Genomic DNA, 26,347 nt, shown 5'->3' on the forward strand with positions numbered 1-26,347 from the left:
ACGCTGGTCAGCTGCGCGGACACCGGCGGCGACGTGCGTGTCGCGGTGCGCGTGCGCGGCCCACGGCTCGCCGGTCGGGCGATCGAGATCCTCGCCGAGGCCCGCGCGGGCCCCGGTGGGGCGTTCGCGGAGGGAGCAGCGTCAGATGCGCTCGTCGGGCGTCGTGGGGTGGTCCTCACGGCGATCGGACTCCACCCGGTCGAGCTTCTCGTTGAGCCGGGTGAGCTCCTTGCGCTCGCGACGGTGCGCCAGGCCGCGCCGGGTGCCCCACTTGAGGATCGAGTAGCCCCACAGGATGGCCGCACCCGCGGCCACCCCGACGAGGAAGACCGACAGGGTGCTCATGTCGATCCCCAGGAGCACGCCGCTGCCCTCGCTCACGAAGATCGCCGACAGGATCGCGATCGCGCCGAGGATGATCAGCAGCAGTCCGAGAATCACCATGGGGGAAGGTTACCCATCCGTGGCGTGGGTCAGCAGCAGGTCCAGCAGCGCGACCGCCCCGGGCTTGTCCAGCGGGTTGTTCTGGTTGCCGCACTTGGGCGACTGGATGCAGGAGGGACACCCCGCCTCGCACTCGCAGCCGGCGATCGCCTCCCGCGTCGCGGTGAGCCACTCGCGGGCCGCGCCGAAACCACGCTCCGCGAACCCCGCGCCGCCCGGGTGCCCGTCATGGACGAAGACCGTGAGCCGTCCGGTGTCGGCGTGCAGCGCGGTCGACACCCCGCCGATGTCCCAGCGGTCGCACGTCGCGAAGAGCGGCAGCAGCCCGATCGAGCAGTGCTCGGCCGCATGCGCAGCCCCCGGAAGATCGGCCGCGGCGAGGCCGGACCCGGCCAGCAGGTCGGCCGGGACGGTCCACCACACCGCCGTGGTGCGCAGGGACCTCTCCGGCAGGTCGAGCGGCTCCTCGCCGAGGACCTCGCCGCCCGGCTGGCGCCGCTTGAGGAACGACACGACCTGGTGCGAGACGTCGACCTCACCCAGCGAGAGCCGGCAGGCGCCCCAGTCCCGGTGCTCCCGTTCGGCGAGCACGCTGATGTCGGTGACCTCCCGGGCGGTGGTGGAGTAGTCGGGCTCGGCGGGATGCATCACCGCGACGTGCTCGTCGAGGTCGAGCGACTCGACCAGCCAGGTCTCGCCCCGGTGCACGTAGACCGCACCGGGGTGGGCGGTGCCGTGGGCGCCGGCGCCGTCGACGGTGCCGATGACCCGGCCGGTCGACGACTCGATCAGCTGCACCTGGCTGCCACCGGTCGAGCGGATGTCGGCGAGGTCGCTCGCCCGACGGCGGTCGGTCCAGAACCATCCCCGGGCCCGTCGTCGGAGCAGGCCGCTCTCGGCCAGCCGCTCGACCACGTCGCGAGCCGTCGGCCCGAAGAGCGGCAGGTCCTCCTCGGTCAGCGGCGCCTCCTGGGCGGCCGCACAGAGGTGCGGTCCCAGGACGTAGGGGTTGGTGGGGTCGAAGACCGTCGCCTCGACCGGCCGGCCGATGAGGGCCTCGGGGTGGCTCACGAGGTAGGTGTCCAACGGGTCGTCGCGGGCCACGAGGATCCCGAGCGCGTCCTGGGCGCCCCGCCCGGCCCGGCCGACCTGCTGCCACAGGGCGGCCCGGGTGCCCGGGAACCCCGCGATCAGGACGGCGTCGAGGCCGCTGATGTCGATGCCGAGCTCGAGGGCGTTGGTGGCGGCGAGACCGGTCAGCTCGCCCCGTCTCAGCGCCGACTCGAGCGCACGGCGCTCCTCCGGGAGGTAGCCGCCGCGGTAGGCCGCCACCCGGGAGGGCAGCGACGGGTCGACCTCCGCCAGCAGCTCGGCCGCGGTGAGCGCCACCTGCTCGGCCCCGCGTCGCGAGCGGACGAAGGCGAGGGTCCGCACGTCCTCGGCGACGAGGTCGGCCAGCAGGTCGGCCACCTCCGACGACGCGGCGCGACGGACCGGGGCGCCGTGCTCGCCGGCGTGGCTGACGAACGGCGGCTCCCACAGGAGCAGCGAGACCTGACCGCGGGGGGAGTGGTCGGTCGTCACCGCCTCGACCGGCAGTCCGGTCAGCCGCCCGGCCGCGACCTCCGGGTCGGAGACGGTGGCGGAGGCCAGGACGAAGGTCGGCGACGCGCCGTACATCGCGCAGACCCGGCGGAGCCGCCGCAGCACGTGCGAGACGTGCGCGCCGAAGACGCCGCGGTAGTGGTGGCACTCGTCGACCACGACGTACTGCAGGGAGGCGAAGAACGACGCCCACCGGGCGTGCCCGGGCAGGAGCGAGCGGTGGAGCATGTCGGGGTTGGTGAGCACGTACTCCCCGAAGTCGCGCGTCCACTCCCGCTGCTCGCGGGGGCTGTCGCCGTCGTGGGTCGCGGCGCGCACGTCGAGCCCCAGCCCGGCGATCGTGGACAGCTGGTCGTGGGCCAGCGCCTTGGTGGGGGCGAGGTAGAGCACCCCGGCGCCGCGCTCTCCCCGGGCGCCGCGCGCGGCCCTGATCGCGGCGAGCGCCGGCAGCTGGTAGGCCAGCGACTTGCCCGACGCCGTGCCGGTGGCGAGCACGACGTGACGACCGGCGTGGGCGGCATCGGCCGCCGCGGCCTGGTGCTGCCACGGCTTCACGATCCCGCCGGCCACGAAGGCGTCCCGCACGTCCGTGGGGACCCAGTCGGGCCAGTCGGCCGTCCGCGCCGCGCGGGCGGGCATCACCTCGAGGTGGCGCAGCCGGTCCTCCCGCCCCGGCACGCCGGTGAGCCGGTCGACGAGGGCGGCGACCGAGCGGTGTGCAGGAGTCGCGAGGGCCACGTGTCCGAGTCTCGCAAACCCCACCGACACCGGCACCCACGACCTCGCGGGCGCAGGGTGGCACGGGCCCTCGGGATCGCGCCGGGGACGTGCATGGCGATACCTGCTACCGGGTACGCCTGCGCACTTGGCATTCACGTGGTTTGATACTGCCGACAGCATTCGGGGCGACTGGCGCCGAGTGACTACATCTCTGGGACCTGGAGCAGTCGTGGACCTCACCCTTGCGACCCGCGAGGTGGACGGCCGTGCCGTCGTCGCGGTGGGCGGCGAGATCGACGTCTACACAGCGCCCAAGCTGCGCGACCAGATCACCGAGCTCGTCGGCGCCGGCTCGTACAACATCGTCATCGACCTCGAGGCCGTCGAGTTCCTGGACTCCACGGGTCTCGGGGTGCTCGTCGGCGGCCTCAAGAAGGTCCGCGCCCACGACGGGTCGCTCGAGCTCATCTGCAGCCAGGAGCGGCTGCTCAAGATCTTCCGCATCACCGGTCTGGCGAAGGTGTTCGTGATCCACGACTCCGCCGACCCCTCCGTCGCCACCAGCTGACCCGAGCCCGACCGCTGCTCCTGCCACCCCCGCCGCGGGGCGCGCGTGTGTCGGTGTGTGTTGCGCGTCACGTGTCGCGCGTGATCTGGGACACATCTGCGTAGACTCCCGCGCGTTCACACACTTGGACCACTGCCAGGAGGACGCACATGACGGGGATCCACCCAGTCGTCGTGACGCCGGAGCTCACTGGCGGCAATCTCGTGCTGGTCGTCGTCGTCGCCGTGATCGCGCTCGCCGCGCTCGCGATGGCTGCGATGTTCCGCCAGCAGGTGTTGGCCGCCGGTGAAGGCACCGACAACATGAAGACCATCGCCACGGCCGTGCAGGAAGGCGCCAACGCCTACCTCGCCCGGCAGTTCCGCACACTGGCCATCTTCGCGGCGATCGCGTTCTTCGCGCTCCTCGTGCTCCCGGCCGACGACACGACGGTGCGGATCTTCCGCTCCGTGTTCTTCCTCATCGGCGCCGGCTTCTCCGCGTCGGTGGGCTACCTCGGCATGAACCTCGCCGTGCGCGCCAACCTCCGCGTCGCCGCCGCGGCCGAGACCACCGGGCGCGAGCCCGCCATGACCATCGGCCTGCGGACCGGCGCCATGGTCGGGATGCTCACCGTCGGCCTCGGCCTCCTCGGCGCCAGCCTGGTCGTGCTCTTCTTCCAGGACTCGGCCCCTGACGTGCTCGAGGGATTCGGCTTCGGTGCGGCCCTCCTCGCCATGTTCATGCGGGTGGGCGGCGGCATCTTCACCAAGGCCGCCGACGTCGGTGCCGACCTGGTGGGCAAGGTCGAGCAGAACATCCCCGAGGACGACCCGCGCAACGCCGCCACCATCGCCGACAACGTGGGCGACAACGTGGGCGACTGCGCCGGCATGGCCGCCGACCTCTTCGAGTCGTACGCCGTGACGCTCGTCGCCGCGCTGATCCTCGGGTCGCAGGCCTTCGGCGACAAGGGACTGGTCTTCCCGCTGCTCATCCCGGCCATCGGTGCCCTCACCGCGGTCGCGGGGGTCTACCTCACCCGGCCCAAGGCGAGCGAGAACGGCCTCACGACGATCAACCGCTCGTTCTACATCTCCTCGGGCATCGCCGCGGTGGCCAGCGTGGTGCTGTCCTACGTCTACCTGCCGAGCAGCTTCTCGGAGTTCACCAACATCGCCGACAACCTGGTCGCGGCCGAGGGCGACCCCCGATTCATCGCGTCGGCCGCCGTGGTGATCGGCATCGTCATGTCCGCGGGCATCCTGGCGCTCACCGGCTACTACACGGGCACCGAGTACCGCCCGGTCAAGGACGTCGGCAAGACCTCCCTCACGGGTGCGGCGACCGTCATCCTGTCCGGTCTCTCGGTCGGCTTCGAGTCGGCGGTCTACACCACGCTCGTCATCGGCGCGGCGGTGTTCTCGGCGTACCTCCTCGGCGGCGCGGCCCTCACGGTCTCGCTGTTCGCGGTGGCCCTGGCCGGCTGTGGCCTGCTGACGACCGTCGGCGTCATCGTCGCCATGGACACCTTCGGCCCGGTCTCCGACAACGCCCAGGGCATCGCCGAGATGTCCGGGGACGTGAGCGAGGAGGGGGCCCAGATCCTCACCGAGCTCGACGCCGTCGGCAACACCACCAAGGCGATCACCAAGGGCATCGCGATCGCGACCGCGGTGCTCGCCGCGACCGCGCTCTTCGGCTCCTACGCCACCTCGGTGTTCGAGTCGCTGGTCGACGCCCAGCCGGCGCAGGACGAGTTCCTCCAGTTCGACGTCTTCAACCCCGCCGTCCTGGTCGGCATCCTCCTCGGCGGCTCCGTCGTCTTCCTCTTCTCGGGCCTGGCCATCAACGCCGTCGCCCGGGCCGCGGGCGCCGTGGTCTTCGAGGTGCGTCGCCAGTTCCGCGAGATCCCCGGGATCATGGAGGGCACCGGTCGCCCGGAGTACGGCAAGGTCGTCGACATCGTCACCAAGGACTCGCTGCGCGAGCTGGTGACGCCCGGCATCCTGGCCGTGCTGGCCCCCATCGCCGTCGGCTTCGGCCTCGGCGTGACCGCGCTGGCGGGATTCCTGGCCGGCGCGATCGGCACCGGCACCCTGATGGCGGTCTTCCTCGCCAACGCGGGTGGCGCCTGGGACAACGCCAAGAAGCTGGTCGAGGACGGCCACCACGGCGGGAAGGGCTCGTCCGCCCACGAGGCGACGATCATCGGCGACACCGTCGGCGACCCGTTCAAGGACACCGCGGGTCCGGCCATCAACCCGCTCATCAAGGTGATGAACCTGGTCTCGCTGCTCATCGCGAGCGCGGTCGTCTCCCTGAGCGTCGGCAAGGACCAGAACGACGTGCTCCGGATCCTCATCGCCCTCGCGGCGGTGGCGATCATCGCCGGCTCGGTCTACGTGTCCAAGCGGCGCGGCGTCGCCATCAGCGACGACGGCGACAACACCGGCAGCACGTCGATCACGCCGCACGCCACCACCTGATCGCAGCACCCCTGCCGCTGGCCCGTCGCGCACCGCGGCGGGCCAGCGGCATGCCCGGCCCGTCCGCCCAGTCGGCGGCGACGTGCGGCCGGCACGACCGCGGCTGGAAGGATGGCGGCCATGGAGCGCATCGCCCTCGTCTCGGACGTCCACGGCAACCTCACCGCTCTCGAGGCCGTGCTCGCGGACATCGACCGCCGCGGGATCTCGCGGATCTTCAACCTCGGTGACTACGTCGGCAAGGGCCCCCGGGGCCGCGAGGTGGTCGACCTGTGCCGCGAGCGCTGCGAGGTCAACCTGCTCGGCAACTGGGACGACTTCCTGCCCGACCCGGATCGCGAGGTCGACAACGACGCGCTCCGCTTCTGGCTCGCGCAGCTCGGTCCGGGTCAGGGGGAGTGGTTGCGCAGCCTGCCGTTCAACCACGACTTCTGGCTGAGCGGTCGGCGGGTGYGGCTCTTCCACGCGAGCGAGGAGACCGTGCACCGCCGGGTGCGCTACGTCCGCACGCAAGCGGAGTTCGAGGGTCTCTTCGACAACACCGCGGCCACCGGCGACGGACCGCTGCCCGACCTGGTGGGGTACGCCGACACGCACGACCCGCTCTACGAGTGCCAGCTCGAGGGACGCACCAGCTTCAACACCGGGAGCGTCGGCAACTGCATGGGCGACCCGACGCCGATGTACTGCATCCTCGAGGGCGAGCTCGACAGCCAGGAGCCGGCCCCGTGGTCGGTGTCCTTCGCCCGTGTCCCGTACGACGTCGAGGCCGAGCTGGCCGTGGCCCGCGACATGGGTGTGCCCCAGTACGACGGGTACGAGCTCGAGCTGCGCCACGGCATCTACCGGGGCGCCCTCGACGAGTGGCGCTCGGGCGAACCCACGACCGGCTACCACGAGAGGGGTGCGAGCGCATGAGCCTCGAATTCACCCGCCCCCTGCGCGACGCCCTCGTCGCCGCGGACTTCACCTACGACGGCGTCGCCGACCTCGTGGGCGAGTCCGCCCACCGGGCGTTGAGCCGCAACGAGACGACACCGGGCATGCGGCACACGACCGGCGGCGGCCCGCTGGCCACCCTCACGCGCCTGTTCCTCCTGCAGTCGCCGGTGTCGCACGAGGCGGCCGAGGCCGCCCTGCCCGGCCTGGTGGACCAGCTCTGCAACGCCGGTCTGCTCGAGCAGAGCGTGGGGGAGGTGGCCGCCCGCCTCGACTGCCGGCCCTACCGCACCGACGAGGAGGACCTCTGGATCGTCTCCGACCTCACGCCTGGCCTCGACGGCGCACCCAACCGGGTCGGCAGCGACCACGTGCTCGGCATCTCCAGCGCCTCGACGAGCCTGGCCCAGCTGACCGTCCGCGAGCCCGTCGGCCGGGCCCTCGACCTCGGCACCGGCTGCGGGGTCCAGGCGCTGCACCTCGCGGCCCACGCCGGCCAGGTGGTCGCGACCGACGTCAACGCCCGGGCGCTGTGGATGACCCGGGTCAACGCGGCGCTCAACGAGGTCGACGTCGACGTGCGCGAGGGGTCGTTCTTCGAGCCGGTCCGCGGTGAGCGCTTCGACCTGATCGCGACCAACCCGCCGTTCGTGATCTCCCCGGCCACGGGGGAGCGGCTCGTCTACCGCGACTCCGGCCTCCCGGGCGACCGGGTGGTCGAGGACATCGTGCGCCAGGCCCCCCAGCTGCTCGCCGAGGGCGGCTGGTGCCAGGTCCTGGGCAACTGGGTCATCGAGCGCGGCCGCGCGTGGGACGAGCGGCTGGCCACGTGGCTGGACGACGACTGCGACGCCCTGGTCGTGCAGCGGGAGGTCGTCGACCCAAGCGAGTACGTCGAGCTGTGGCTCAAGGACGCCGGACTGCACGGAAGCGACGACTACGTCCGCCGCTACGACACGTGGCTGTCGTGGTTCGACGAGCAGGGCATCGAGGGGGTCGGCTTCGGCTGGCTCAACCTGCGGCGCACCGGCGCCGGACGGCACGAACTCCTCGACTGGCCCTACGAGGTCGAGCAGCCCGTCGGCCCCGCCATCGCCGCCTGGGGTGCCGCGGTGGGTGCGACGGTCGCCGACGACGACTACCTCGTCGCCCGGGCCGACCTGCTGCAGGAGACCCAGGGGAGTCCCGGCGCCGAGGACCCCTCCACCATCGTGCTGCGCCAGCAGCGGGGGCTGCGTCGCGCCCGTCGGGTCGACACCCTCGAGGCGGCCTTCGTGGGCGCCTGCGACGGCGACCTCTCGGTCGGCCAGATCGTGGGAGCCCTCGCGCAGATCCTCGGGCGCGACGTGGACGACGTACGCCGCGAGGTGCTCACCGCGGCCGACGAGCTGGTCGCGGAGGGCTTCCTGTCGCGGGATCGCTGACCTTTTGACGAATTTCATGCAGAAGTTGCCTGATCGTTGACGTGATGGCGACCGCTCTCCTAGTTTCGAGTCCGGACGCTGATTGCCCGGGACGGGGAGGCCACCTCGACGAACGCCGGATCGTCAGGGAGTCGAGTGCGCGCGACACCACGACCGTCCGCCCCCACCACGGAGACGTGGCGTCCTCGGACGCTCGGAGAGAGGCAATGATGTGTTTCGGACATGACGGAGACCGCGCCCTGCGCGAGTCGATGGAGAAGAAGGGCGCCAGCAGGCGCACCGTGATCCGCGGCGCCATCGCGGGTGCGGCCGGCGCCGCCGCCCTGGGCGTCGGCCCGGGCGGCGCGGCCCCGGCGACAGCGTCGGGCAAGCGCCACGACGACAAGGGCCACGACGACAAGGGCCACGGTCACGGCCGCAAGCGCGAGGTCCCCACGGACCGCATCAGCATCCAGCTCTACACGCTGCGGGCCGCGCTGACTGAGGACACCCAGATCAAGCTGGTCCTCGACCAGCTGGCCGCGTTCGGCTACGAGCGTGTCGAGCGGGCGGGGCTCTACTCCTACAGCGCCGCACAGCTCAAGGCGCTGCTCGACGAGCGTGGCATCTGGGCGAGCTCCAGTCACGACGGCATCGCCCCCGACGCCGCAGCACTCAACAAGAAGCTCGACGACGCCAACACCTTCGGGCAGAAGTACGTCAACGTGCCCTACCTCAACTCGACCAGCAAGGCCGACTGGCAGCTCTGGGCGGAGCAGATGAACACCGAGGCGGTGGCGGCGAGGCGTCGTGGCCTGCGCTACGGCTACCACAACCACGCGCACGAGTTCACGATCGACCTCGGCGGCGGCCTGACGCCGTGGGAGGTGCTCATGTCCGAGCTCGATCCCACGCTCGTGCACCTCGAGGTCGACCTCTACTGGGCCTACACGGCCGGGGTCAACCGGGGCGAGACCGACCCGCTGGCCTTCGCCAACGAGGTCGTCCGCACCGCGCCGCTCCACGTGCGGCAGTACCACGTGAAGGACCGGCACGGGTCGGACGCCACCGCGCTCTACAACCAGCAGCCCGGCGACATGGCCGACCTGGGCCTGGGGGTCATCGACTTCTCGGCCATCTTCAAGAAGCACCAGGTCGAGGAGTACATCGTCGAGAACGACACCCCGGACTTCGCTCCGGTGGCGACGGCCTCGGCCGGCTTCCGCTACCTGCAGGGTCTCGACTTCTGACCGACCCACCCCCCTGGAGCGGGCCCCACGTCTGTCGGCGTGGGGCCCGTGCCTTGCTCCGGGGGCCTTTCCGGGGACCCCCCGGTGGCCTTCCGTCGGCCCGCCAGCGGCCCACCGGTGGTCGCGCCGACTGGTGTTGTCACTCCGGAGCGCTACGGTTGCGGCGCATCACCGAATCAGGAAGCAGGAATCACGTGGCACACAAGCTCGTCATCGTCGAGTCGCCCAAGAAGGCGCAGATGATCGGCGGCTACCTCGGCAGCGGGTATGTCGTCGAGTCGTCCATCGGTCACATCCGGGACCTGCCGAACAACGCGGCGGACACCCCGGCCAAGATCAAGGACAAGCCGTGGGGTCGTCTCGCCGTGGACGTCGACCACGACTTCGAGCCCTACTACGTCGTGCCGCGCGACAAGAAGAGCCACATCTCCAAGCTCAAGAAGCTCCTCAAGGACGCCGACGAGCTCTTCCTCGCCACCGATGAGGACCGCGAGGGCGAGGCCATCGCGTGGCACCTGCTCGACGAGCTCGACCCGAAGGGCATCCCGGTCAAGCGGATGGTCTTCCACGAGATCACCAAGCCGGCGATCCTGGCCGCCGCCGAGAGCCCGCGCGAGCTCGACATGCACCTCGTCGAGGCGCAGGAGACGCGCCGCATCCTCGACCGCCTCTACGGCTACGAGGTCAGCCCGGTGCTGTGGAAGAAGGTCATGTCCGGCCTCTCCGCCGGTCGCGTCCAGTCGGTGGCGACACGCCTGGTGGTCGACCGCGAGCGGGAGCGGATGCGCTTCAAGGTCGCGTCCTACTGGGACCTCGAAGGCACCTTCGACGCCGGCAGCTCGCACGAGCAGCGGATGTTCCCGGCCAAGCTGCACTCGGTCGACGGCGCCCGCGTGGCCCGCGGCTCCGACTTCGGTCCCGACGGCCAGCTGAAGAAGTCCGACATCGTGCACCTCGACCGCACCCGCGCCGAGGCGCTGGCAGCGGCGCTGGAGGACACGACGTACGAGGTCCGCTCGGTCGAGTCGAAGCCCTACCGGCGCTCGCCGTACGCCCCGTTCCGCACCACCACCCTCCAGCAGGAGGCCGGCCGCAAGCTCGGGATGAGCTCGAGCGTGACCATGTCGGTCGCGCAGCGGCTCTACGAGGGCGGCTACATCACCTACATGCGTACCGACTCCACGACGCTGTCCAGCGCCGCGGTCGGTGCCGCACGCGACCAGGTCCGCGAGCTGTACGGCGCCGAGTACGTCCCCGACGCCCCCCGGACCTACGCCTCCAAGGTCAAGAACGCGCAGGAGGCGCACGAGGCGATCCGGCCCGCCGGCGACTCGTTCCGCACGCCGGCGCAGACCGGCCTCACCGGTGACCAGTTCCGGCTCTACGAGCTCATCTGGATGCGCACCGTCGCCTCCCAGATGAAGGACGCCACCGGCCACACCGTCTCGATCCGCATCGGCGGCGCCGCGGCGACCGGCGAGGACGTCGTCTTCGGCGCCAGCGGTCGTGTCATCACCTTCCACGGCTTCCTCAAGGCGTACGTCGAGGGCACCGATGACGCCGCGTCGGCGCGCGACGACCAGGAGACCCGCCTGCCCAACCTGGAGCAGGGTGAGGCCATCTCGGCGGCCTCGGTGTCCGCGGCCGGCCACGAGACCAAGCCCCCGGCGCGCTACACCGAGCCCACCTTGATCAAGGAGCTCGAGGAGCGCGAGATCGGGCGCCCGTCGACGTACGCCTCGATCATGGGCACCATCGTCAACCGCGGCTACGTCTACAAGAAGGGCTCGGCACTGGTGCCGGCCTGGCTCGCGTTCTCGGTGGTGCGACTCCTGGAGGAGCACTTCCCGCGGCAGATCTCCTACGAGTTCACCGCGCTCATGGAGGACGTGCTCGACGACATCGCCGGCGGACGCCGCGACCGCAAGACCGAGCTGGGCGAGTTCTACTACGGCTCCGGCGACGTCGAGGGCCTCAAGACGCTGGTCAACGAGCTCGGCGACATCGACGCCAAGGAGCTCGCGACGTTCCCGATCGGCGAGGACTCGGGCATCGTGCTGCGGGTCGGCCGCTACGGCCCGTACGTCGAGGCCCCCGGACCGGAGGAGGAGGGGGACGGCGCCACGGTGCGGGCCAACGTGCCCGACGACCTGCCGCCCGACGAGCTCACGGTCGCCAAGGCCAAGGAGCTGCTGGCCAACCCGGCCGGCGAGGAGCAGGTGCTCGGCGACCACCCCGAGACCGGCCTGGTCGTCGTCGCCAAGAACGGCCGCTTCGGCCCCTACGTCACCGAGCAGCTGCCCGAGGACGCGCCGAAGTCGGCCAAGCCGCGCACCGGCTCGCTCTTCAAGTCGATGACCCTGGACACCGTGTCGCTGGAGGAGGCCGTCAAGCTCCTCGCCCTGCCGCGCGTCGTCGGTGCCGGCGAGGACGGCGAGGAGATCACCGCACAGAACGGCCGCTACGGCCCCTACCTCAAGCGCGGCACCGACTCGCGGTCACTGACCAGCGAGGACCAGATCTTCGACATCACGCTGGACCAGGCGCTGGCGATCTACGCACAACCCAAGCAGCGCGGCCGGGGCGCGGCGACCGCGCCGCTCAAGGAGCTCGGCAACGACCCGGTCTCCGGGCAGCCGGTGGTCGTCAAGGCGGGTCGCTTCGGTGAGTACGTCACCGACGGGGAGTACAACGCCACCCTGCGCAAGGACGACACCGTCGAGTCGCTGACCCTCGAGCGGGCCGCCGAGCTGCTCCAGGAGCGGCGCGACAAGGGTCCGGCCAAGAAGACGGGGGCGAAGAAGGCCACCGCGAAGAAGACCACGGCCAAGAAGACCACCGCCAAGAAGACGACCGCGAAGAAGGCGACCGCGAAGAAGGCGACGGTCAAGAAGACGACGAAGGCCGCGGCCGAGAAGTCCTGAGGCGTCTCAGGACGCGGCGGAGCCCCCGCCGAGGAGCAGGGCGAGGAGGAACGCCCAGCCCCCGGTGAGCCACACCCGCCGCCGATCGCGAGGTGGCAGCAGCCCGGTGGGGCCGCCGAGCAGCAGGTAGGCGGCGACGCCGTACGGCGGCACGAGCAGCACCAGCCAGGCCCACGCCCAGCGGGTGGCCCGCCACGGGCGCGGTCCGGTGGTGAGCGCGAGTGTGCCGAGGAGCACCGCGAGGTAGCCGAGTCCGACCCAGCCGGGTGCCGAGAGGCCCCCGAGGTGGAACGACGACGAGCGGTACTCGCCGGAGGTGACCGAGACGTCGGGGTCGAGGCGGCGCAGGTGGTCCTCGACGCTGCCGATGATGACCGGTGCTCCGTTGGCCCGGCGGGCCTTGGCCGCCTGGCCCTCGTTGCTGGCCTGAGTCAGCRACGCGGTGTGGAGGATCCCTCCCTCGCGCCACCGCACCTGCACGCCGGAGTAGCCGATGAAGCCCGACGTCAGCTGCTCGCCGACGACCTCCACGTCGCGGACGTCGCCCGAGGCCACCTGACCCTCGAGGTGTCCGAGGCTGGAGCCGCGCTCGCCCAGGACGACCGCGGAGACCAGCAGGGCGACCCAGGCCACCAGCAGGACCCAGGCGGCCACCCGGTCGCGCCGCAGCCACCCGTCGTACGTCGGCGCGGGACGCTCGGACGCGGATGTCGGTGCGGTCGTGTCGATCGACATGGGTTCCCCTCGTGCTCACCCGGAGTCGAAGCCTAGGGCAGGCGGCGCCCCGGCGCAGCGGGTCGCGCAGCAGTCGGCGCAGCACGACGAGGCCACCGCAGTCGGTGCCCGCCCGTAGGGTGTGCGCGTGAGCAGACGCGTCTATGCCGACAGGGGCGTCTTCGTGTGCTTCGAGGGCGGCGAGGGTGCGGGCAAGTCGACCCAGTCGCGACTGCTGAGCACCTGGCTCGAGGAGCGCGGCCACACGGTGCTGCTCACCTTCGAGCCCGGCGACACCGAGGTCGGCCAGGCGCTGCGCCGGATCGTCCTCAGCCCCGAGACGGGTGAGCTCTCGCACCGCACCGAGGCGTTGCTCTATGCCGCGGACAAGGCCGAGCACGTCGACACCGTCGTGCTCCCGGCCCTCGCTCGCGGCGAGGTGGTCATCACCGACCGGTACGTCGACTCCTCGCTCGCCTACCAGGGTGCCGGCCGCGACCTCCTGGTCGCCGACGTGGAGCGGGTCAACCGCTGGGCCACGGGCGACCTGCGACCGCACCTGACCGTCGTGCTCGACCTGGCGCCGGAGGCGGGCCTGGGTCGCTTCACCGAGCGGGACCGCATCGAGGGCGAGTCGGTGGAGTTCCACCAGCGCGTGCGGCAGGGATTTCTCGACCTCGCGGCCGCCGATCCCGACCACTACGTCGTGCTGGACGCCCGCGCCCCGATCGAGGAGATCGCCGCCGTCATCCGCGCCCGGGTCGGGGAACTGCTCCGGTGACCGTGTGGGACGACCTCGTCGGCCAGCGTCCGGTCATCGAGTCGCTGAGCCGGGCCGCCGGCGGCGACGGCATGACCCACGCGTGGCTCTTCACCGGCCCGCCCGGGTCGGGCCGTTCCAACGCCGCGGTCGCCTTCGCGGCCGCGCTCCAGTGTGAGACCGGCACCGGCTGCGGCACCTGCAAGTCGTGCCGCACGGTTCTCGCCGGCAGCCACGCGGACGTCAAGGTGGTCCGCACCGAGAAGCTGTCGATCGGCGTCGACGAGGTGCGGGACCTGGTGCGCAGCAGCGCGCTGGCCCCGGCCGGCGACCGCTGGCAGGTGATGATCGTCGAGGACTCCGACCGGTTGACCGACCAGGCCTGCAACGCGCTGCTCAAGGCGATCGAGGAGCCGACGGCGCGGACCGTGTGGCTGCTCTGTGCGCCGACGACCGAGGACGTCCTGCCGACCATCCGGTCCCGGTGCCGGCTGGTCACGCTCACGACGCCGACGGCCGTCGACGTGGCCGCCTTCCTCGTGCGCTCGGTCGGGGTGGGCGAGGAGCTCGCCGCCCACGCCGCGCGGGCCAGCCAGGGTCACATCGGTCGCGCCCGGGCCCTGGCCCGCGACGAGGAGACGCGCCGCCGCCGCCGCGAGGTCGTCTCGCTCCCGGCTCGCCTCACCACGCTGGGGGCCTGCATGACGGCGGCCACCAACGTCCACGAGGTCAGCAAGGTCGAGGCCGAGGTGCAGACCACCGACCTGGACGCGCGTGAGAAGGCCGACCTGGACACGGCGTACGGCGTGGAGGCTCGCGGGCGCCGGCCGCGCGAGTACGCCCCCGCCCTCAACGCCCTCGAGAAGGGCCAGAAGACCCGGGCCAAGCGGCGTGTGCTGGACGTGGTCGACCGGGCGCTGATGGACCTCGTGTCGGTCTACCGCGACGCGATCGCGGTGTCGGTCGGCGCTCCCGGCGACCTGGTCAACGAGGAGATCCGGGCCGACGTCGCCCAGCTGGCGCGGGTGGCGACCCCCGAGCAGCTGCTGGTGATGATCGACGCGATCTTCACCGCACGTGAGCAGATGCTGGAGTTCAACGTGCCTCCGCAGCTGGCACTCGAGTCGATGATGGTGGCGCTCAGGCTGCCGACGGGGGCAGGCCGATGAAGAAGTTCGTGGCAGTGGTGCTGGTCGTGGCGTTGGTGCTCCTCGCCGTCGGCACGGGCGTCGTCGTCATCTGGAGCTCCTTCGCGGACTCGAGCTCCTCGGGTCCGGATGGGTCGTCGCAGCGGGCGCCGTCGGTGCGCGACGACGCCGACGCGCGCCAGGCACCGTCCGCCGCGCTGCAGACCTACTACGACCAGGAGATCGACTGGTCCTCGTGCGAGGGCGACCGCGAGTGCGCCACGCTCGAGGTGCCCGTCGACTACCGGGAGCCCGGGGGCGACACCCTCGACCTCGCGCTGCTGCGGGTGCCGGCGGTCGACCGGGCCCAGGGCTCGCTGGTGGTCAACCCAGGCGGCCCGGGGGCTCCCGGCACCGACTACGCCGCTGCCGCGGGCCAGGTCCTGCGCGAGCCGCTGCTGCGGGCCTTCGACATCGTCGGCTTCGACCCGCGGGGGACCGGCGACTCGAGCCCGGTCGACTGCCTGAGCGACGACGAGCTCGACGCCTACATCGCCGGCGACCCGGACCCGGACGACGCGGCCGAGGAGCAGACCTACGCCGCCGACGTCCGCGCCTTCGGTGCCGGCTGCGCCGCCTCGGGCGAGGTCGCACAGCACGTGTCGACCATTGAGGCCGCCCGCGACATGGACGTGCTGCGCGCCRCACTGGGGGAGTCCACGCTCACCTACCTGGGGGCGTCCTACGGCACCAAGCTGGGCGCCACGTACGCCGAGCTCTTCGCCGAGCGGGTCGGACGGTTCGTGCTCGACGGCGCGGTCGACGTGTCGCTCGACAACCGGCAGCTGGGGCTCGAGCAGGCCGCGGGCTTCGAGACCGCGCTGCGGGCCTACGTGCAGAACTGCATCGACACCACCGAGTCGTGCTTCCTCGGCGACACCGTGGACGAGGGGCTGGCGACGATCGACGGGCTGCTGGCCGACATCGAGGAGTCGCCGCTGCCCACCAGCAGCGAGCGCGACCTGGCGATCGGCAACGCGTTCTACGGGATCGTGGCGCCGCTCTACAACCGCGACTACTGGTTCATCCTGAGCGCGGCCCTGGGCAGCGCCCTCGACGGCAACGGCCAGGCGCTGCTGGAGCTGGCCGACCTCTACTCATCCCGCGGCGAGGACGACTACAGCGACAACAGCACCGAGGCCAACGTGACGATCAACTGTCTCGACGACCCGTCCTCGGTGCCGTTCGACTCGGTGCGCGCGTCCTACCCGGCCTACGAGGAGGCCTCGCCCACCTTCGGGCGGATCTTCGCCTGGTCCCTCACCACGTGCCGCGGCTTCCCGCTCCGCTCGACCGAGAAGCCGCTCGACATTCGCGGCGAGGGCGCCGCCCCGATCCTGGTCACCGGTACGACGCGCGACCCGGCGACGCCGCTGAAGTGGGCCGAGGCGCTCGCCGCCCAGCTCGACTCCGGCGTCCTGCTGCGTCGGGACGGCGACGGCCACACGGCGTACAACTCCGGCAACGAGTGCGTTGACGACACCATCGAGGCCTACCTCCTCGAGGGTGAGGTGCCCGCGGACCCGACGGACTGCTGAGCCGATACTTCTCGCATGGCCTCCTCGATGACCTTCGGCTCGCTGACGATCGGGTACGACGACCGGGTGCTGGAGCCGCGGCCCTGGGTGCTGCTGCAGTCGGAATGGGCGCAGGAGCTGCTCGCCGACGCCGGGCCGGGCCCGGTGCTGGAGCTGTGCACCGGTTCCGGACACATCGGGCTGATGTCATTGGTGGGCAACGACCGGCGCCTGGTGGCCATCGACGCCAACCCGGACGCCTGCCGCTGGGCGCGGGACAACGCCGCCGCCAACGGGCTGGGCGACCGGGTCGAGGTGCGGCAGGGCCGCCTGGAGGAGGCGGTGGGGGCAGGCGAGCGGTTCGTCCTGGTCGTCGCGGACCCGCCGTGGGTGCCGCGCGCGGACGTCGGCCGCTTCCCGGAGGACCCGGTCCTGGCCATCGACGGCGGCGACGACGGGCTCGACGTCGCGCGTGCCTGCCTGGCCACGGCCGCCGCGGCCCTGGACGCCGGCGGGTCGCTGCTGCTCCAGCTCGGCACCGACGCGCAGGCCGAGGCGCTCGTCGACGACCGCTTCACCGAGGTGGCGCGACGCCACGGCGAGCGCGGGCTGGTGGTGCACTACCGCCGCACCTGAACGGCGGCCGGTCAGCGGGCCGGGTCAGCGGTCGCGGGACTCGGTGAACAGCTTGTGGGTGCCGTCGCACCACGGCGCGCGCGACGTGCGGCCGCACCGGCACACGGCGCTGATGGGCCGTGTGGTGGCGTGTCGGTTGCCCTCCGCGTCCTCGATGACGGCGTCGCCGCGGACCAGCATCGGGCCGTCGGGGCACAGCACGATGTCGGCGCGCGTCTCCCGCTCCGGCGCGCTCACGCGACGTCCCACCGGGTGAGCATCGCGCCGGCGGTGCGGGCCTCGAGGTCCAGGCAGGTCCAGGCGCCGAGGAGCACGTCCTCAGCGAGGTCCGGCTCACGCTCGACCAGGCCGCCGCAGATGTCGCGCAGCGCGACCTGCTCGTGCACCGCGTCGGCCTCGACGTGCTCGTCGTAGTAGGCCTGGACCTCGGCCGGCAGGCCGAGGCGGTCGAAGCCCTGCACGAGCTGGCGCGACGGCAGCGAGCTGGTCGCCTCGAAGGCGGCGAAGTGGCCCAGGGCCGCCCCGCGCAGCCGGCGGTGCATGCCGAACATCGAGGTCACGTTGTTCTGCTCGAGCACCTCGGTGATGGCGTCGTCGATGTAGGCGTTGGGCGTGCTGTCGAGACCGCACGCCTCCAGCCCACGGGCGAAGAGTTCGTGGTGCAGCCGCTGCGGGTCGCCGGCGCCGTACTCGTCGTACTGGATCTCCACCAGCGCCGCCTTGGCGCGCCCGCCCGGCAGCCGCGGGACCACCCAGCTGGTGGGATCGGCCTCCTTCAGGTGGTAGATCGACCGCTGGCGCAGGAGGTCGAGCGCTTGCTCCTGGGAGCCGTGCCGCTGCAGGTGCCGCGCCAGCGACGGACCGTCGTCGGCGGCGATGAGGCGGGTGAGGTCGGCGACGAGGTCGCCGGTGCGCTCGACGACGGGCATCCGCTTGCGCAGCCGGGCCTCCAGGTCGCCCTCGAGGCGCCAGCGCACGGGTGCGAGGACGGGGTGCCACTCCCAGCGCTCGTCGACCGCGGTGAACCCACGGTAGGAGAGCTCGTGCAGCGTCCACAGCGCGAGCGTGTCGTCCGCGGTGTCCACGCCGGTCGGGGCGTCGATGTCGGGGAGCTGCTCGACGAACGGCCCGGCGAGGGTGGCGACGATCGCCTCGCTCACGGGTCCGCGGGGAGTGGGRAGCACGTGCATGCATCGATACTGCCCAACGGCAGGGGACGACGGCACCCCCCTGGGGTGGGAGTCGCCGTGGCGCGGGACACGTCGACGTCGGGACCGTGGACCCTGCGCCCGACCGGTCGCCGCTCGTAGCGAGGGCGGCATGACGAGGAACGTCCCGCAGTGCCCCGTTCGCCCCGGCGTCGCCTGCTCGCTGTGCGTCCCGGGCGTCACCTGCCCGCAGGACCGCCCGCTGGTCGCGATGGTGATGGACGACCGGATCTCCGGGAGCGGCCGGCCGAGCTCCGGGCGGGGGCGCGGGAATCCGCGGCCTGATTTCGACCGGCGCGGGACCGACCGGTATCCTGCTCCAGTTGCCCGGCCGGTCTCACCTCAGCCGGGCAGCGCGCCGCCTTAGCTCAGTCGGTAGAGCGAATCACTCGTAATGATTAGGTCGTCAGTTCGATTCTGACAGGCGGCTCCACCGAGGGCCCCTGACCTGCAGAGATGCGGGTCGGGGGCCTTCGTGCTGCTCCGGCCGGAGGTCGGACTCAACACGGATGATCGAGCCGTGCTGGAGCACCCCGGAGCGTGCGAGCGGGCTGGGATCTGGTCACGTGAGTCACTGGTCAGCGGACTCGTTCGCCCTTTGCGCGGACCAGAGGTGGGGTCATGGTGCCGATCCAGGCAAGGTGCGTGTTCCCGGTCCACGGTGTTGCCGGAACCTTGCCGACCAGTGCCCGCGCTGAGTGGCTACGTTCGTCAGCGCACTGCATACCGCGGGTGTCAGACGGACGGCTGAGACGTGACCGGTACCGGGTAGGTCGTGCTGTCCTCGACCGGCATCAGGACCCAGAGCACCGGGTAGAGGAGCAGCTGGCTGCCGGGGACGACCATCAGCAGCAGCACGAACAGCAGTCGGGCGGTCCACGGGGTCAGGCCGAAGCGGCGCCCGACACCGGAACAGACCCCGCCCAGGATGCGCGAGTCCCGAGAGCGGATGAGGCCCTGGTGGGCGAGGGCGGAGCGGACGTCGTCCATGGTGATCCTTCGGTTGTCGGTTGGTGGGTCCAGCCTGCTCCGCGTGGCTCCGGACGGCCATCCGGATCAGCCCCGGTCCAACCCCGGCTTCCACCTGGCGGGTCGACGGGGGCGCGGGCAGACTGCGCGCATGTCACCGGCACCGTTGGACCTCTCCCACCACGACTTCGCGGCCCTCGCCACCCGCGTGAGCGAGGAGGCCGCGGCACATCTGCGACGGCTCGACTCGTCGGCGGTACGACCCTCGATCTCGGGGCGCGAGAGCCTCGACCTGTTCGCCGGCCCCGTTCCCGAGCGCGGCATGGGACCGGCCGCGCTGGACGCGCTGGCCGAGGTGGCGCTCCACAGTCGYGCGGGCAACGGTCGCTTCTTCGGCTACGTGATGGGCTCCGGCGAACCGGTCGGCGCGCTGGGCGACTTCTTCGCTTCCGTCATCAACCAGAACGCGACGGCGTGGCGCTCCGGCCCGGCAACCACGGTGATCGAGCGGACGGTGGTCGGGTGGCTGGCCGACGCACTCGGCTGTCCCGGCTTCTCCGGCACGCTGACCAGCGGGGGATCGCTGGCCAACCTGATGGGCCTGGCCATGGCTCGCGAGGCGAAGGTGCCTGCCAACGAGGGCGGGGTTGCCGGCGGCGTCGTCTACGCGTCGCGCGACGTCCACATGTCCATCGGCAAGGCCGTCGGGCTCCTCGGCCTAGGCCGCAACAACCTCCGCATGCTGCCCAGCGACGCCGACCTGCGCCTGGACCTCACGGCGCTGCGTCACGCCATCGCGGAGGACCGCGCCGCCGGTCGCGTGCCGATGGCCGTGGTCGCCAGCGCCGGCACCATCGTCACCGGATCGATCGACCCGATCGCGGAGATCGTCGAGATCGCCCACGCCAACGACGTCTGGGTCCACGTCGACGGCGCGTACGGCGCCCCCGCGGCCATGGTCGAGCCGGAGCTGTTCCACGGCCTCGGTGACGTGGACTCGTTGTCCCTCGACGCCCACAAGTGGCTCTACCAGCCACTGGACTGCAGCGTGCTGCTCTACCGAGACCCCGCAGCCGCACGGCGTACGTTCTCGCTCACCGACGACTACGCCGCTGCTCTGACCGATGACCCGGTGGAGGGCCAGGTCTTCTTCGAGGAGACTGTCGAGCTCTCTCGACGGGTGAGGGCCCTGAAGCTGTGGCTCTCCATGCGCTACCACGGCCTGGACGCCTTCCGGGCGTCCATCGCGGGCAACATCGCGCAAGCTCGTCGGCTGGCCGCACTGGTCGACGCCGCGCCCGCCCTGGAACGCCTCGCTGACGTGCCGCTGTCGGCGGTGTGCTTCCGCTGGACCGGCGGGGACCCGTCCACCCTCGACGAGGCAAACGCCGCCATCCTCGACCGGGTCAACCGCCAGGGACGGGTGTACCTGTCCAATGCCACCCTGCACGGGCAGTTCGTGCTGCGCGCCTGCATCACCAACCACCGCACCACCGACGCGGATGTCGACGCTGTCGTCGAGGAGGTGCTCGCCGCGGCTCAACGTCGACTGGACCCCGATGGACCTGTCGGCCCTGATCGCTAGATTCCAAGTGGTGATCGTGGCGCCCGCGAGGCTTCGGTCCCAGCACTCGGCCGGGCTCGACCACGACGGTGTGCTGGAGCGGCTCGACCTGGTGCTGGCCGTGGTCGCTTCATGGCTCGCTGCGGTAGACAGGAGCGATGGGCCCGGTCCGGTGCCCACCAGCCAGAGGGAGCAACGCATGACAGAGACGCCGCAACAGCCCACCACCGCCCTCACCGAGGACGAGCAGAAGACCGTCCGGTCCGCCGCCCTGCGCGCCGGCGCTCTCGTTGCCCACGCCGAGCCCGGGTTCCTCGACACGTTCAAGGAGTCCTTCGCCGCGAGCAAGGCAGTCAAGAACGCTTCACCCGAGGTGCGCAAGCTCGTCGCCGGAGGCCTCCCGGAGATGCCCGCCGGCGGCAAGGACGAGGTCGAGGCACGCACCCTCGAGCTCATCAAGCAGGCCGTCCGCATCCTGACGGCGAAGGCCCCGCAGCTCGTCGAGGAGTACAGACAGGTCGTTCTCCAGTCCGCGAAGGACGTCGCGGCGGCGGCCGACGACACGTCCCAGAAGGAGACCACCGCCGTCGGCGAGATCGAGCGCGCCCTCGCCGGCTGATCCTCACGCGCGGTCGACACTCACCCCATGACCGAAGACCCTGCCGGAGAGTCCTGCGAAGAGTCGTACCGCCCGCGCATGTCCACAATGACGACCGCGCGGCTCACGCTGCGCGCCTATGAGCCGCGCGACGCGACTCGCGTCCTCGACATCCAGCGACGTCCCGAGATCATCCGCTGGCTGGGGAACCCGCCGCACGTACCGATGGCTGGGCTCGAGGAAGCGCTTCGCTGGATCGACGCCAGACGCCGGCGTGAGACACACGACCCGCTGGACATGACTCGGGCGATCGTGGTCCGCAGCACGGGCATCGTGGCCGGGACGGTGTCCGTAGCGAGGGCCCGCCGGCGCAACGGTGACTTCCTCGGCGAGTACGAGGTCGGGTGGCACCTTCATCCCGACTCGGTCGGGGCGGGCTACGCGACAGAGGCCGCACAGGCTCTGTTGGACCACGTGTTCGATCGTGGTCTGCCCGAGGTCTGGTGCGGCATGTTTGTCGGCAACGAGCCGTCTCGCAAGGTCGCGGAGCGGCTGGGGCTTCCTTTCATCGGGGTGCGTCCTGACCCTTGGTACGAGGGGGAGAGCCGGCTGTACAGACTCGGGCGCAGTCAGTGGCGCAACCGCCGCGGTCCCGGCTCGTCTCCGGCCGGCGATGCCCCAGCGGACACCAAGAACTGACTCCCGACGAGTCTGAGGGAGCGACAGCGCGCCCAACCCACACCCCATCGTGAGGAGGTCAACACACGCAGACACCCGTTCGACCGGTTCTTCGGTCACGGCGACGCATCTGCGCTGCCGCCTCTCTGCGCGGCCCTCGCCACGGCGCTCGGTGCGGGTGTTTCCCACCCCGTGGTCCCGGCGCTCGCCGCAGCATCCGGCTCGGCTCGAGCCCGCGAGGAGTGGAGGCTCTCGTAGCAGTCGTACGAGGTCTGGTGCACGATGAGTCCGTTGCGAACGCGTCAGCGGTCGATCATCTTCTGCATGGCCTCGGGGTAGCGGTCGCCCTGGACCTGCACGCTGGACGAAGCGCGGTCGAGCTCGGCCAGGTCTTCGTCGGTGAGGTGGAGGTCCGCCGAGCCGAGGTTCTCGTCGAGGCGCTCGAGCCGCCTCGTCCCCGGGATGGGCACGATCCACGGTTCCTGCGCGAGCAACCAGGCCAGGGCCACCTGTCCGACGGTGGCGTCCTTGCGCCGGGCGACGTCGGAGACGAGGTCGACGAGGGCGAGGTTGGCCGCGAGCGCCTCCTGCTCGAAGCGGGGGAGGTTGGCGCGGATGTCGCCCTCGCCGAACTTGCTCTCGGCGGTCACCTGGCCGGTCAGGAAGCCGCGCCCCAGCGGGCTGAAGGGGACGAAGCCGATGCCGAGCTCCGCGAGGACGGGCAGGATCTCGTCCTCGGGCTCGCGCCAGAAGAGCGAGTACTCGCTCTGGAGTGCGGTGACCGGCTGCACCGCGTGCGCGCGGCGGATCGTGGCGACGCCGGCCTCGGACAGGCCGAAGTGCTGGACCTTGCCGGCGTCGATGAGCTCGCGGACGGTGCCGGCGACGTCCTCGATCGGGACGTCGGGGTCGACACGGTGCTGGTAGAGCAGGTCGATGGACTCGGTGCGCAGTCGTCGCAGCGAGCCGTCGACGGCGGCGCGGATGTCGTCCGGCCGGCTGCTGACCCCGGACTGTCGGCCGTCCTCGTCGAAGGCGAATCCGAACTTGGTGGCGATGACGACCTCGTCGCGGACCGGCTGCAGCGCCTCGCCCACCAGCTCCTCGTTGTGGAACGGGCCGTAGACCTCGGCGGTGTCGAAGAAGGTGACGCCGCGTTCGACCGCCGTACGCAGGAACGTGATCATCTCGTCCCGAGGGGGTGGCGGCCCGAAGGACTGGCTCATCCCCATGCAGCCGAGGCCCGGGGCGGACACCTCCAGGCCAGGCGTGCCGAGAGTGCGTCGTGACATGGTCGTGCTCCTTCGTGGTGGGGTGGACGTTCAGGCTGAGGGGGAGGGGGCCGACTCCGTCGCCAGCTCCTCCTGCGAGGCGGCCCAGGAGGCCAGGACCTTGAGGGCGTCGGCGGTCGGGCTGCCGGCCGGGGCGGTGTAGACGTTGAGCTGCAGCCCCGGGGCCGAGGACAGCTCCATCGACTCGAAGTCGAGGTCGAGGCGGCCGACGACGGGGTGGTTCAGCCGCTTCTGGCCGCTGCGGTGGAACTGGACGTCGTGGGAGGCCCAGCGCTGCCGGAAGAGCTCGGACCGGGTCGACAGCTGGCCGACGAGCTCGATGAGGGCCCGGTCGTGCGGGTTCTTCCCGGCCTCGAGGCGCAACATGGCGGCCGCGTCGTTGGCGATCCGGTCGTAGTCGACGAAGAACTTCTCCGCCGCCTCCGGCTCGAGGTAGACGAAGCGGGTGGTGTTGGCGGGTCGCTCGGGCTGCGCCAGCACCGGGCTGTAGAGCGCCCGGGCGAGCTGGTTCATCGCGACGATGTCGTGGCGGCCGTTGCGCACCCAGGCGGGGGCGTCCGTCATCGCGTCGAGCACCTGCTGGATGGCCGGTCGCACGGTCACGGGTGCTGCCCGGCGGCGGAGGCGCGTGGTGCCGGGGCCGCTCTCCCTGGCCAGCGCGAACAGGTGCGTGCGCTCCGCCTCGTCGAGCTGCAGGGCCCGGGCGAGCGCTTCGAGGACGCCCTCGGAGGCGCCGGCCAGGCTGCCGCGTTCCATCCGGACGTAGTAGTCGACCGAGACACCGGCGAGCATCGCGACCTCCTCGCGGCGCAGGCCCTTCACCCTCCGGTTGCCGCCGTACGCCGGGAGGCCGGCCTGCTCGGGGGTGATCCGGGCACGTCGGGTGCTGAGGAAGTCGCGGATCTGTTCGCGGAGGTCGGTGGTGCCCATGCGTCCACCGTAGGCACCTCGTCGGGACGGGTGGGAGGCCCTGCCAGTACCGGCCACGACAGTCACTGGAACCGCTTCCCGGACCCGCCTAGCGTCGGACGCATGACCGCCCCCACCTTCACCCTCAGCAACGACGTCGAGATGCCGGCCCTCGGGTTCGGCGTCTTCCAGACCCCGCCCGACGAGACCATCACCGCGGTGGAGACCGCGCTCGAGGTCGGGTACCGCCACATCGACACCGCGGCGGCGTACGGCAACGAGCGCGAGGTCGGGGAGGCGCTGCGCCGCTCGGGGATCGACCGCGACGAGGTCTTCGTAGAGACGAAGGTCTGGATCTCCGACTACGGGTACGACGAGACGCTGCACGCCTTCGACAAGAGCGCCGGCAAGCTCGGGGTCGAGCAGATCGACCTGTTCATCCTGCACCAGGCCCTGCCCGACGAGTTCGACCTGACCGTCGGCGCGTATCGGGCGCTCGAGCAGCTGCGCGCCGACGGACGGGTGCGGGCCATCGGCGTCAGCAACTTCATGCCCGACCACCTCGCGCGGCTGCTGGACGCGACCAGCATCGTCCCGGCCGTCAACCAGATCGAGGTGCACCCCTACTTCCGGCAGTCCGAGCTGCTCGCCGTCGACGCCGAGCACGGGATCCTGTCCCAGGCGTGGTCGCCCATCGGCGGCATCACGTTCTACCGGGACGGCTCCCACGGCAGCACCCTCCAGGACGCCGTGATCGGCGAGATCGCCACCGCCCACGACCGGACGCCGGCCCAGGTGATGCTGCGCTGGCACCTCCAGCAGGGGCGCCAGGCGATCCCCAAGTCGGTCACCCCCCACCGGATCCGGGAGAACTTCGAGATCTTCGACTTCGAGCTGGACGACGACGAGCTGGCCCGCATCGACGCCCTGGACACCGGTGTCCGGGGCGGGCCCGAGCCCGAGCAGGTCACCCGCGCCGCGTTCGGCCGTGACATCCCGGAGGCGTGAGCGCGGTCGGACGCCGCGGACGCGGCGGAGCGCCCGTCCGTAGGGGTGGGGACCCGTAACGGCCGTGCACCATCGGCGGTTGCACCCCTCGACCGCGCCCGAGCGCAACCATCCACTGGGAGAGGCACCCACTCCATGAGCGCAGCATCCGCCGAGCACGTCCCGTCCAGCGCAATCCTGCCGGCCATCGAGTGCGCCCCGTGGTGCGTCGACGGGAGCGGCCACGCGGACGCCAACTTCCCGGAGGACCAGGTGTGCACGGGGGAGACCGTCGAGCTGGCGCTCAGCCGGGTTCCCCTGGTGGAGGTGGGCGCCGACGAGTGGGCGCGCCAGGACATGAACTTCTACCTGCTGCGCCACGCCGGCGCGCACATGACGACGGTCGAGATGTACCGCGGCGACCTCGGCGAGACCGTGTCCCTCACGATCGAGGAGGCGGAGGCGTTGGGTCGGGCCCTCGTCGAGGCGGCCCAGCGGGCCAGGGCGTGAGGGCGTCCACCTACACGTAGATGTTGTCGTGCTCCTCGAGGAACGCCTGGAGCTCGTCGTGGCTCGGGTTCCAGCGCCCCTCGGCCAGCTCGACGAGCCCCTCGAAGTAGGCCTCCCGGGGGGCGCCCGGCGTGAACAGGATCAGCAACGACGCCGGCTCTCCCGACTCGTTGCGAAAGCCGTGCAGGCCTCCCTCGGGCACGTGCAGGAAGTCGCCGGGCCGACCCTCCAGCCAGGTGCCGCCGTCGTACAGCCGCACCACTCCGGACAGCACGAAGAACGACTCGGTCATGGTCCGGTGGTAGTGCGCCCGTGCCCCCGCAGGCTCCGGGCCCATGTCCCAGCGGTACAGGCCGAAGCGGCCGCCGGTGCTGGCGCCCGTGGCCAGGTAGCTCGCCGCCCCGCCGGGCCGCGGCAGCTCGGGTGGCGTGTCAGCCGGTCGGTACCGCGCCAGGACGTCGCCGTTGCCGAAGTACGCAGGATCCGGGTACGACATG

Annotated in this window: 25 protein-coding genes and 1 tRNA gene; 17 read left to right on the top strand and 9 right to left on the bottom strand. The window is 71.6% G+C overall.

Annotated features, from left to right (window positions below; all coding sequences use genetic code 11):
• Window positions 1-141 precede the first annotated feature (141 nt).
• Both AC1DQF_RS05245 and AC1DQF_RS05250 read right to left on the bottom strand, forming a co-directional pair.
• The gene (locus tag AC1DQF_RS05245; RefSeq protein ID WP_477524151.1) at window positions 142-444 is read right to left on the bottom strand and encodes a hypothetical protein; all 303 of its coding nucleotides are present in this window, start codon (window positions 442-444) and stop codon (window positions 142-144) included.
• 9 nt (window positions 445-453) lie between these two features.
• Entirely contained in the window at window positions 454-2,787 is a 2,334-nt protein-coding gene (locus AC1DQF_RS05250; protein WP_477524152.1) for a DEAD/DEAH box helicase, read from the bottom strand.
• Between the two features lie 211 nt (window positions 2,788-2,998).
• Here AC1DQF_RS05250 and AC1DQF_RS05255 point away from each other — a divergent pair, with 211 nt between their 5' ends.
• From AC1DQF_RS05255 to topA, 6 genes are all read left to right on the top strand, one after another.
• A complete protein-coding gene (locus AC1DQF_RS05255) occupies window positions 2,999-3,337 on the top strand; it encodes an STAS domain-containing protein (RefSeq protein WP_457207774.1) in 339 nt (112 codons plus the stop codon).
• Between the two features lie 149 nt (window positions 3,338-3,486).
• A complete protein-coding gene (locus AC1DQF_RS05260; protein WP_477524153.1) occupies window positions 3,487-5,805 on the top strand; it encodes a sodium-translocating pyrophosphatase in 2,319 nt (772 codons plus the stop codon).
• 120 nt (window positions 5,806-5,925) lie between these two features.
• Entirely contained in the window at window positions 5,926-6,723 is a 798-nt protein-coding gene (locus tag AC1DQF_RS05265) for a metallophosphoesterase family protein (protein ID WP_477524154.1), read from the top strand.
• Complete coding sequence (locus AC1DQF_RS05270; protein WP_477524155.1) at window positions 6,720-8,168, top strand: DUF7059 domain-containing protein; 1,449 nt, start codon at window positions 6,720-6,722, stop codon at window positions 8,166-8,168. The genes AC1DQF_RS05265 and AC1DQF_RS05270 overlap by 4 nt, the downstream gene beginning before the upstream one ends.
• Before the next feature lie 206 nt (window positions 8,169-8,374).
• On the top strand, window positions 8,375-9,397 hold the full coding sequence (locus AC1DQF_RS05275; protein WP_477524156.1) for a sugar phosphate isomerase/epimerase family protein: 1,023 nt from the start codon (window positions 8,375-8,377) through the stop codon (window positions 9,395-9,397).
• A gap of 194 nt (window positions 9,398-9,591) precedes the next feature.
• On the top strand, window positions 9,592-12,321 hold the full coding sequence (gene topA, locus AC1DQF_RS05280; RefSeq protein ID WP_477524157.1) for a type I DNA topoisomerase: 2,730 nt from the start codon (window positions 9,592-9,594) through the stop codon (window positions 12,319-12,321).
• Between the two features lie 6 nt (window positions 12,322-12,327).
• On the opposite strand, the gene AC1DQF_RS05285 is transcribed toward topA, so the two are convergent.
• Window positions 12,328-13,056, bottom strand: a complete 729-nt coding sequence (locus AC1DQF_RS05285) for a hypothetical protein (protein ID WP_477524158.1) — start codon at window positions 13,054-13,056, stop codon at window positions 12,328-12,330.
• Between the two features lie 127 nt (window positions 13,057-13,183).
• Here AC1DQF_RS05285 and tmk point away from each other — a divergent pair, with 127 nt between their 5' ends.
• Genes tmk through AC1DQF_RS05305 form a run of 4 tightly spaced genes read left to right on the top strand, consistent with a single transcriptional unit; the run spans window position 13,184 to window position 17,135 of the window.
• Entirely contained in the window at window positions 13,184-13,816 is a 633-nt protein-coding gene (tmk, locus tag AC1DQF_RS05290; RefSeq protein ID WP_477524159.1) for a dTMP kinase, read from the top strand.
• Complete coding sequence (locus tag AC1DQF_RS05295; protein WP_477524160.1) at window positions 13,813-14,964, top strand: DNA polymerase III subunit delta'; 1,152 nt, start codon at window positions 13,813-13,815, stop codon at window positions 14,962-14,964. Before tmk ends, AC1DQF_RS05295 begins: the two co-directional genes overlap by 4 nt.
• The gene (locus AC1DQF_RS05300; RefSeq protein ID WP_477524161.1) at window positions 14,961-16,520 is read left to right on the top strand and encodes an alpha/beta hydrolase; all 1,560 of its coding nucleotides are present in this window, start codon (window positions 14,961-14,963) and stop codon (window positions 16,518-16,520) included. The genes AC1DQF_RS05295 and AC1DQF_RS05300 overlap by 4 nt, the downstream gene beginning before the upstream one ends.
• 15 nt (window positions 16,521-16,535) lie before the next feature.
• Window positions 16,536-17,135, top strand: coding sequence for a methyltransferase (locus tag AC1DQF_RS05305; RefSeq protein ID WP_477524162.1), 600 nt, complete (start codon window positions 16,536-16,538; stop codon window positions 17,133-17,135).
• A 24-nt stretch (window positions 17,136-17,159) separates the two neighbouring features.
• Here the strand turns inward: AC1DQF_RS05305 and AC1DQF_RS05310 are convergent, their stop codons facing one another.
• A complete protein-coding gene (locus tag AC1DQF_RS05310) occupies window positions 17,160-17,372 on the bottom strand; it encodes a CDGSH iron-sulfur domain-containing protein (RefSeq protein ID WP_477524163.1) in 213 nt (70 codons plus the stop codon).
• Window positions 17,369-18,325: an iron-containing redox enzyme family protein gene (locus AC1DQF_RS05315; protein WP_477524164.1), complete on the bottom strand. Its 957-nt coding sequence runs from the start codon at window positions 18,323-18,325 to the stop codon at window positions 17,369-17,371. Before AC1DQF_RS05315 ends, AC1DQF_RS05310 begins: the two co-directional genes overlap by 4 nt.
• Window positions 18,326-18,455: 130 nt before the next feature.
• Between AC1DQF_RS05315 and AC1DQF_RS05320 the strand changes: the two genes are divergently transcribed.
• Window positions 18,456-18,710, top strand: a complete 255-nt coding sequence (locus tag AC1DQF_RS05320) for a DUF6767 domain-containing protein (protein WP_477524165.1) — start codon at window positions 18,456-18,458, stop codon at window positions 18,708-18,710.
• A tRNA-Thr gene (locus AC1DQF_RS05325) sits at window positions 18,701-18,776 on the top strand. Before AC1DQF_RS05320 ends, AC1DQF_RS05325 begins: the two co-directional genes overlap by 10 nt.
• Window positions 18,777-19,078: 302 nt before the next feature.
• On the opposite strand, the gene AC1DQF_RS05330 is transcribed toward AC1DQF_RS05325, so the two are convergent.
• Window positions 19,079-19,333 (bottom strand): PspC domain-containing protein, encoded by a 255-nt coding sequence (locus AC1DQF_RS05330; RefSeq protein WP_477524166.1) that lies wholly within the window; start codon window positions 19,331-19,333, stop codon window positions 19,079-19,081.
• A gap of 130 nt (window positions 19,334-19,463) precedes the next feature.
• Here AC1DQF_RS05330 and AC1DQF_RS05335 point away from each other — a divergent pair, with 130 nt between their 5' ends.
• From AC1DQF_RS05335 to AC1DQF_RS05345, 3 genes are all read left to right on the top strand, one after another.
• Entirely contained in the window at window positions 19,464-20,897 is a 1,434-nt protein-coding gene (locus tag AC1DQF_RS05335) for a pyridoxal phosphate-dependent decarboxylase family protein (protein ID WP_477524167.1), read from the top strand.
• Between the two features lie 178 nt (window positions 20,898-21,075).
• Complete coding sequence (locus tag AC1DQF_RS05340; RefSeq protein ID WP_477524168.1) at window positions 21,076-21,495, top strand: hypothetical protein; 420 nt, start codon at window positions 21,076-21,078, stop codon at window positions 21,493-21,495.
• Between the two features lie 27 nt (window positions 21,496-21,522).
• Window positions 21,523-22,173: a GNAT family N-acetyltransferase gene (locus tag AC1DQF_RS05345; RefSeq protein ID WP_477524169.1), complete on the top strand. Its 651-nt coding sequence runs from the start codon at window positions 21,523-21,525 to the stop codon at window positions 22,171-22,173.
• Between the two features lie 281 nt (window positions 22,174-22,454).
• Here AC1DQF_RS05345 and AC1DQF_RS05350 read toward each other — a convergent pair whose 3' ends face one another.
• Together AC1DQF_RS05350 and AC1DQF_RS05355 are read right to left on the bottom strand one after the other, a co-directional pair.
• A complete protein-coding gene (locus AC1DQF_RS05350; protein WP_477524170.1) occupies window positions 22,455-23,444 on the bottom strand; it encodes an aldo/keto reductase in 990 nt (329 codons plus the stop codon).
• A gap of 30 nt (window positions 23,445-23,474) precedes the next feature.
• Window positions 23,475-24,374: a helix-turn-helix transcriptional regulator gene (locus tag AC1DQF_RS05355; protein ID WP_477524171.1), complete on the bottom strand. Its 900-nt coding sequence runs from the start codon at window positions 24,372-24,374 to the stop codon at window positions 23,475-23,477.
• 102 nt (window positions 24,375-24,476) lie between these two features.
• On the opposite strand from AC1DQF_RS05355, the gene AC1DQF_RS05360 reads away from it, so the two are divergent.
• Both AC1DQF_RS05360 and AC1DQF_RS05365 read left to right on the top strand, forming a co-directional pair.
• Window positions 24,477-25,361: an aldo/keto reductase gene (locus AC1DQF_RS05360; RefSeq protein ID WP_477524172.1), complete on the top strand. Its 885-nt coding sequence runs from the start codon at window positions 24,477-24,479 to the stop codon at window positions 25,359-25,361.
• Window positions 25,362-25,496: 135 nt separating this feature from the next.
• Entirely contained in the window at window positions 25,497-25,850 is a 354-nt protein-coding gene (locus tag AC1DQF_RS05365; protein ID WP_477524173.1) for a DUF6907 domain-containing protein, read from the top strand.
• Window positions 25,851-25,860: 10 nt separating this feature from the next.
• On the opposite strand, the gene AC1DQF_RS05370 is transcribed toward AC1DQF_RS05365, so the two are convergent.
• Window positions 25,861-26,346 carry a cupin domain-containing protein gene (locus tag AC1DQF_RS05370; RefSeq protein WP_477524174.1) on the bottom strand — a complete coding sequence of 162 codons (486 nt, stop codon included), beginning with the start codon at window positions 26,344-26,346 and terminating at the stop codon, window positions 25,861-25,863.
• Window position 26,347: the final 1 nt, after the last annotated feature.

The sequence above is a fragment of the Nocardioides sp. P4_G4 genome, assembly GCF_056401085.1.

What these genes read in the sequence shown, in the direction of transcription:
- AC1DQF_RS05245 (WP_477524151.1), bottom strand. Translation starts at nt 444, where the DNA reads ATGGTGATTCTCGGACTGCTGCTGATCATCCTCGGCGCGATCGCGATC.
- AC1DQF_RS05260 (WP_477524153.1), top strand. Translation starts at nt 3,487, where the DNA reads ATGACGGGGATCCACCCAGTCGTCGTGACGCCGGAGCTCACTGGCGGC.
- AC1DQF_RS05270 (WP_477524155.1), top strand. Translation starts at nt 6,720, where the DNA reads ATGAGCCTCGAATTCACCCGCCCCCTGCGCGACGCCCTCGTCGCCGCG.
- AC1DQF_RS05275 (WP_477524156.1), top strand. Translation starts at nt 8,375, where the DNA reads ATGATGTGTTTCGGACATGACGGAGACCGCGCCCTGCGCGAGTCGATG.
- AC1DQF_RS05305 (WP_477524162.1), top strand. Translation starts at nt 16,536, where the DNA reads ATGGCCTCCTCGATGACCTTCGGCTCGCTGACGATCGGGTACGACGAC.
- AC1DQF_RS05320 (WP_477524165.1), top strand. Translation starts at nt 18,456, where the DNA reads ATGACGAGGAACGTCCCGCAGTGCCCCGTTCGCCCCGGCGTCGCCTGC.
- AC1DQF_RS05330 (WP_477524166.1), bottom strand. Translation starts at nt 19,333, where the DNA reads ATGGACGACGTCCGCTCCGCCCTCGCCCACCAGGGCCTCATCCGCTCT.
- AC1DQF_RS05340 (WP_477524168.1), top strand. Translation starts at nt 21,076, where the DNA reads ATGACAGAGACGCCGCAACAGCCCACCACCGCCCTCACCGAGGACGAG.
- AC1DQF_RS05345 (WP_477524169.1), top strand. Translation starts at nt 21,523, where the DNA reads ATGACCGAAGACCCTGCCGGAGAGTCCTGCGAAGAGTCGTACCGCCCG.
- AC1DQF_RS05350 (WP_477524170.1), bottom strand. Translation starts at nt 23,444, where the DNA reads ATGTCACGACGCACTCTCGGCACGCCTGGCCTGGAGGTGTCCGCCCCG.
- AC1DQF_RS05355 (WP_477524171.1), bottom strand. Translation starts at nt 24,374, where the DNA reads ATGGGCACCACCGACCTCCGCGAACAGATCCGCGACTTCCTCAGCACC.
- AC1DQF_RS05360 (WP_477524172.1), top strand. Translation starts at nt 24,477, where the DNA reads ATGACCGCCCCCACCTTCACCCTCAGCAACGACGTCGAGATGCCGGCC.
- AC1DQF_RS05365 (WP_477524173.1), top strand. Translation starts at nt 25,497, where the DNA reads ATGAGCGCAGCATCCGCCGAGCACGTCCCGTCCAGCGCAATCCTGCCG.
- AC1DQF_RS05370 (WP_477524174.1), bottom strand. Translation starts at nt 26,346, where the DNA reads ATGTCGTACCCGGATCCTGCGTACTTCGGCAACGGCGACGTCCTGGCG.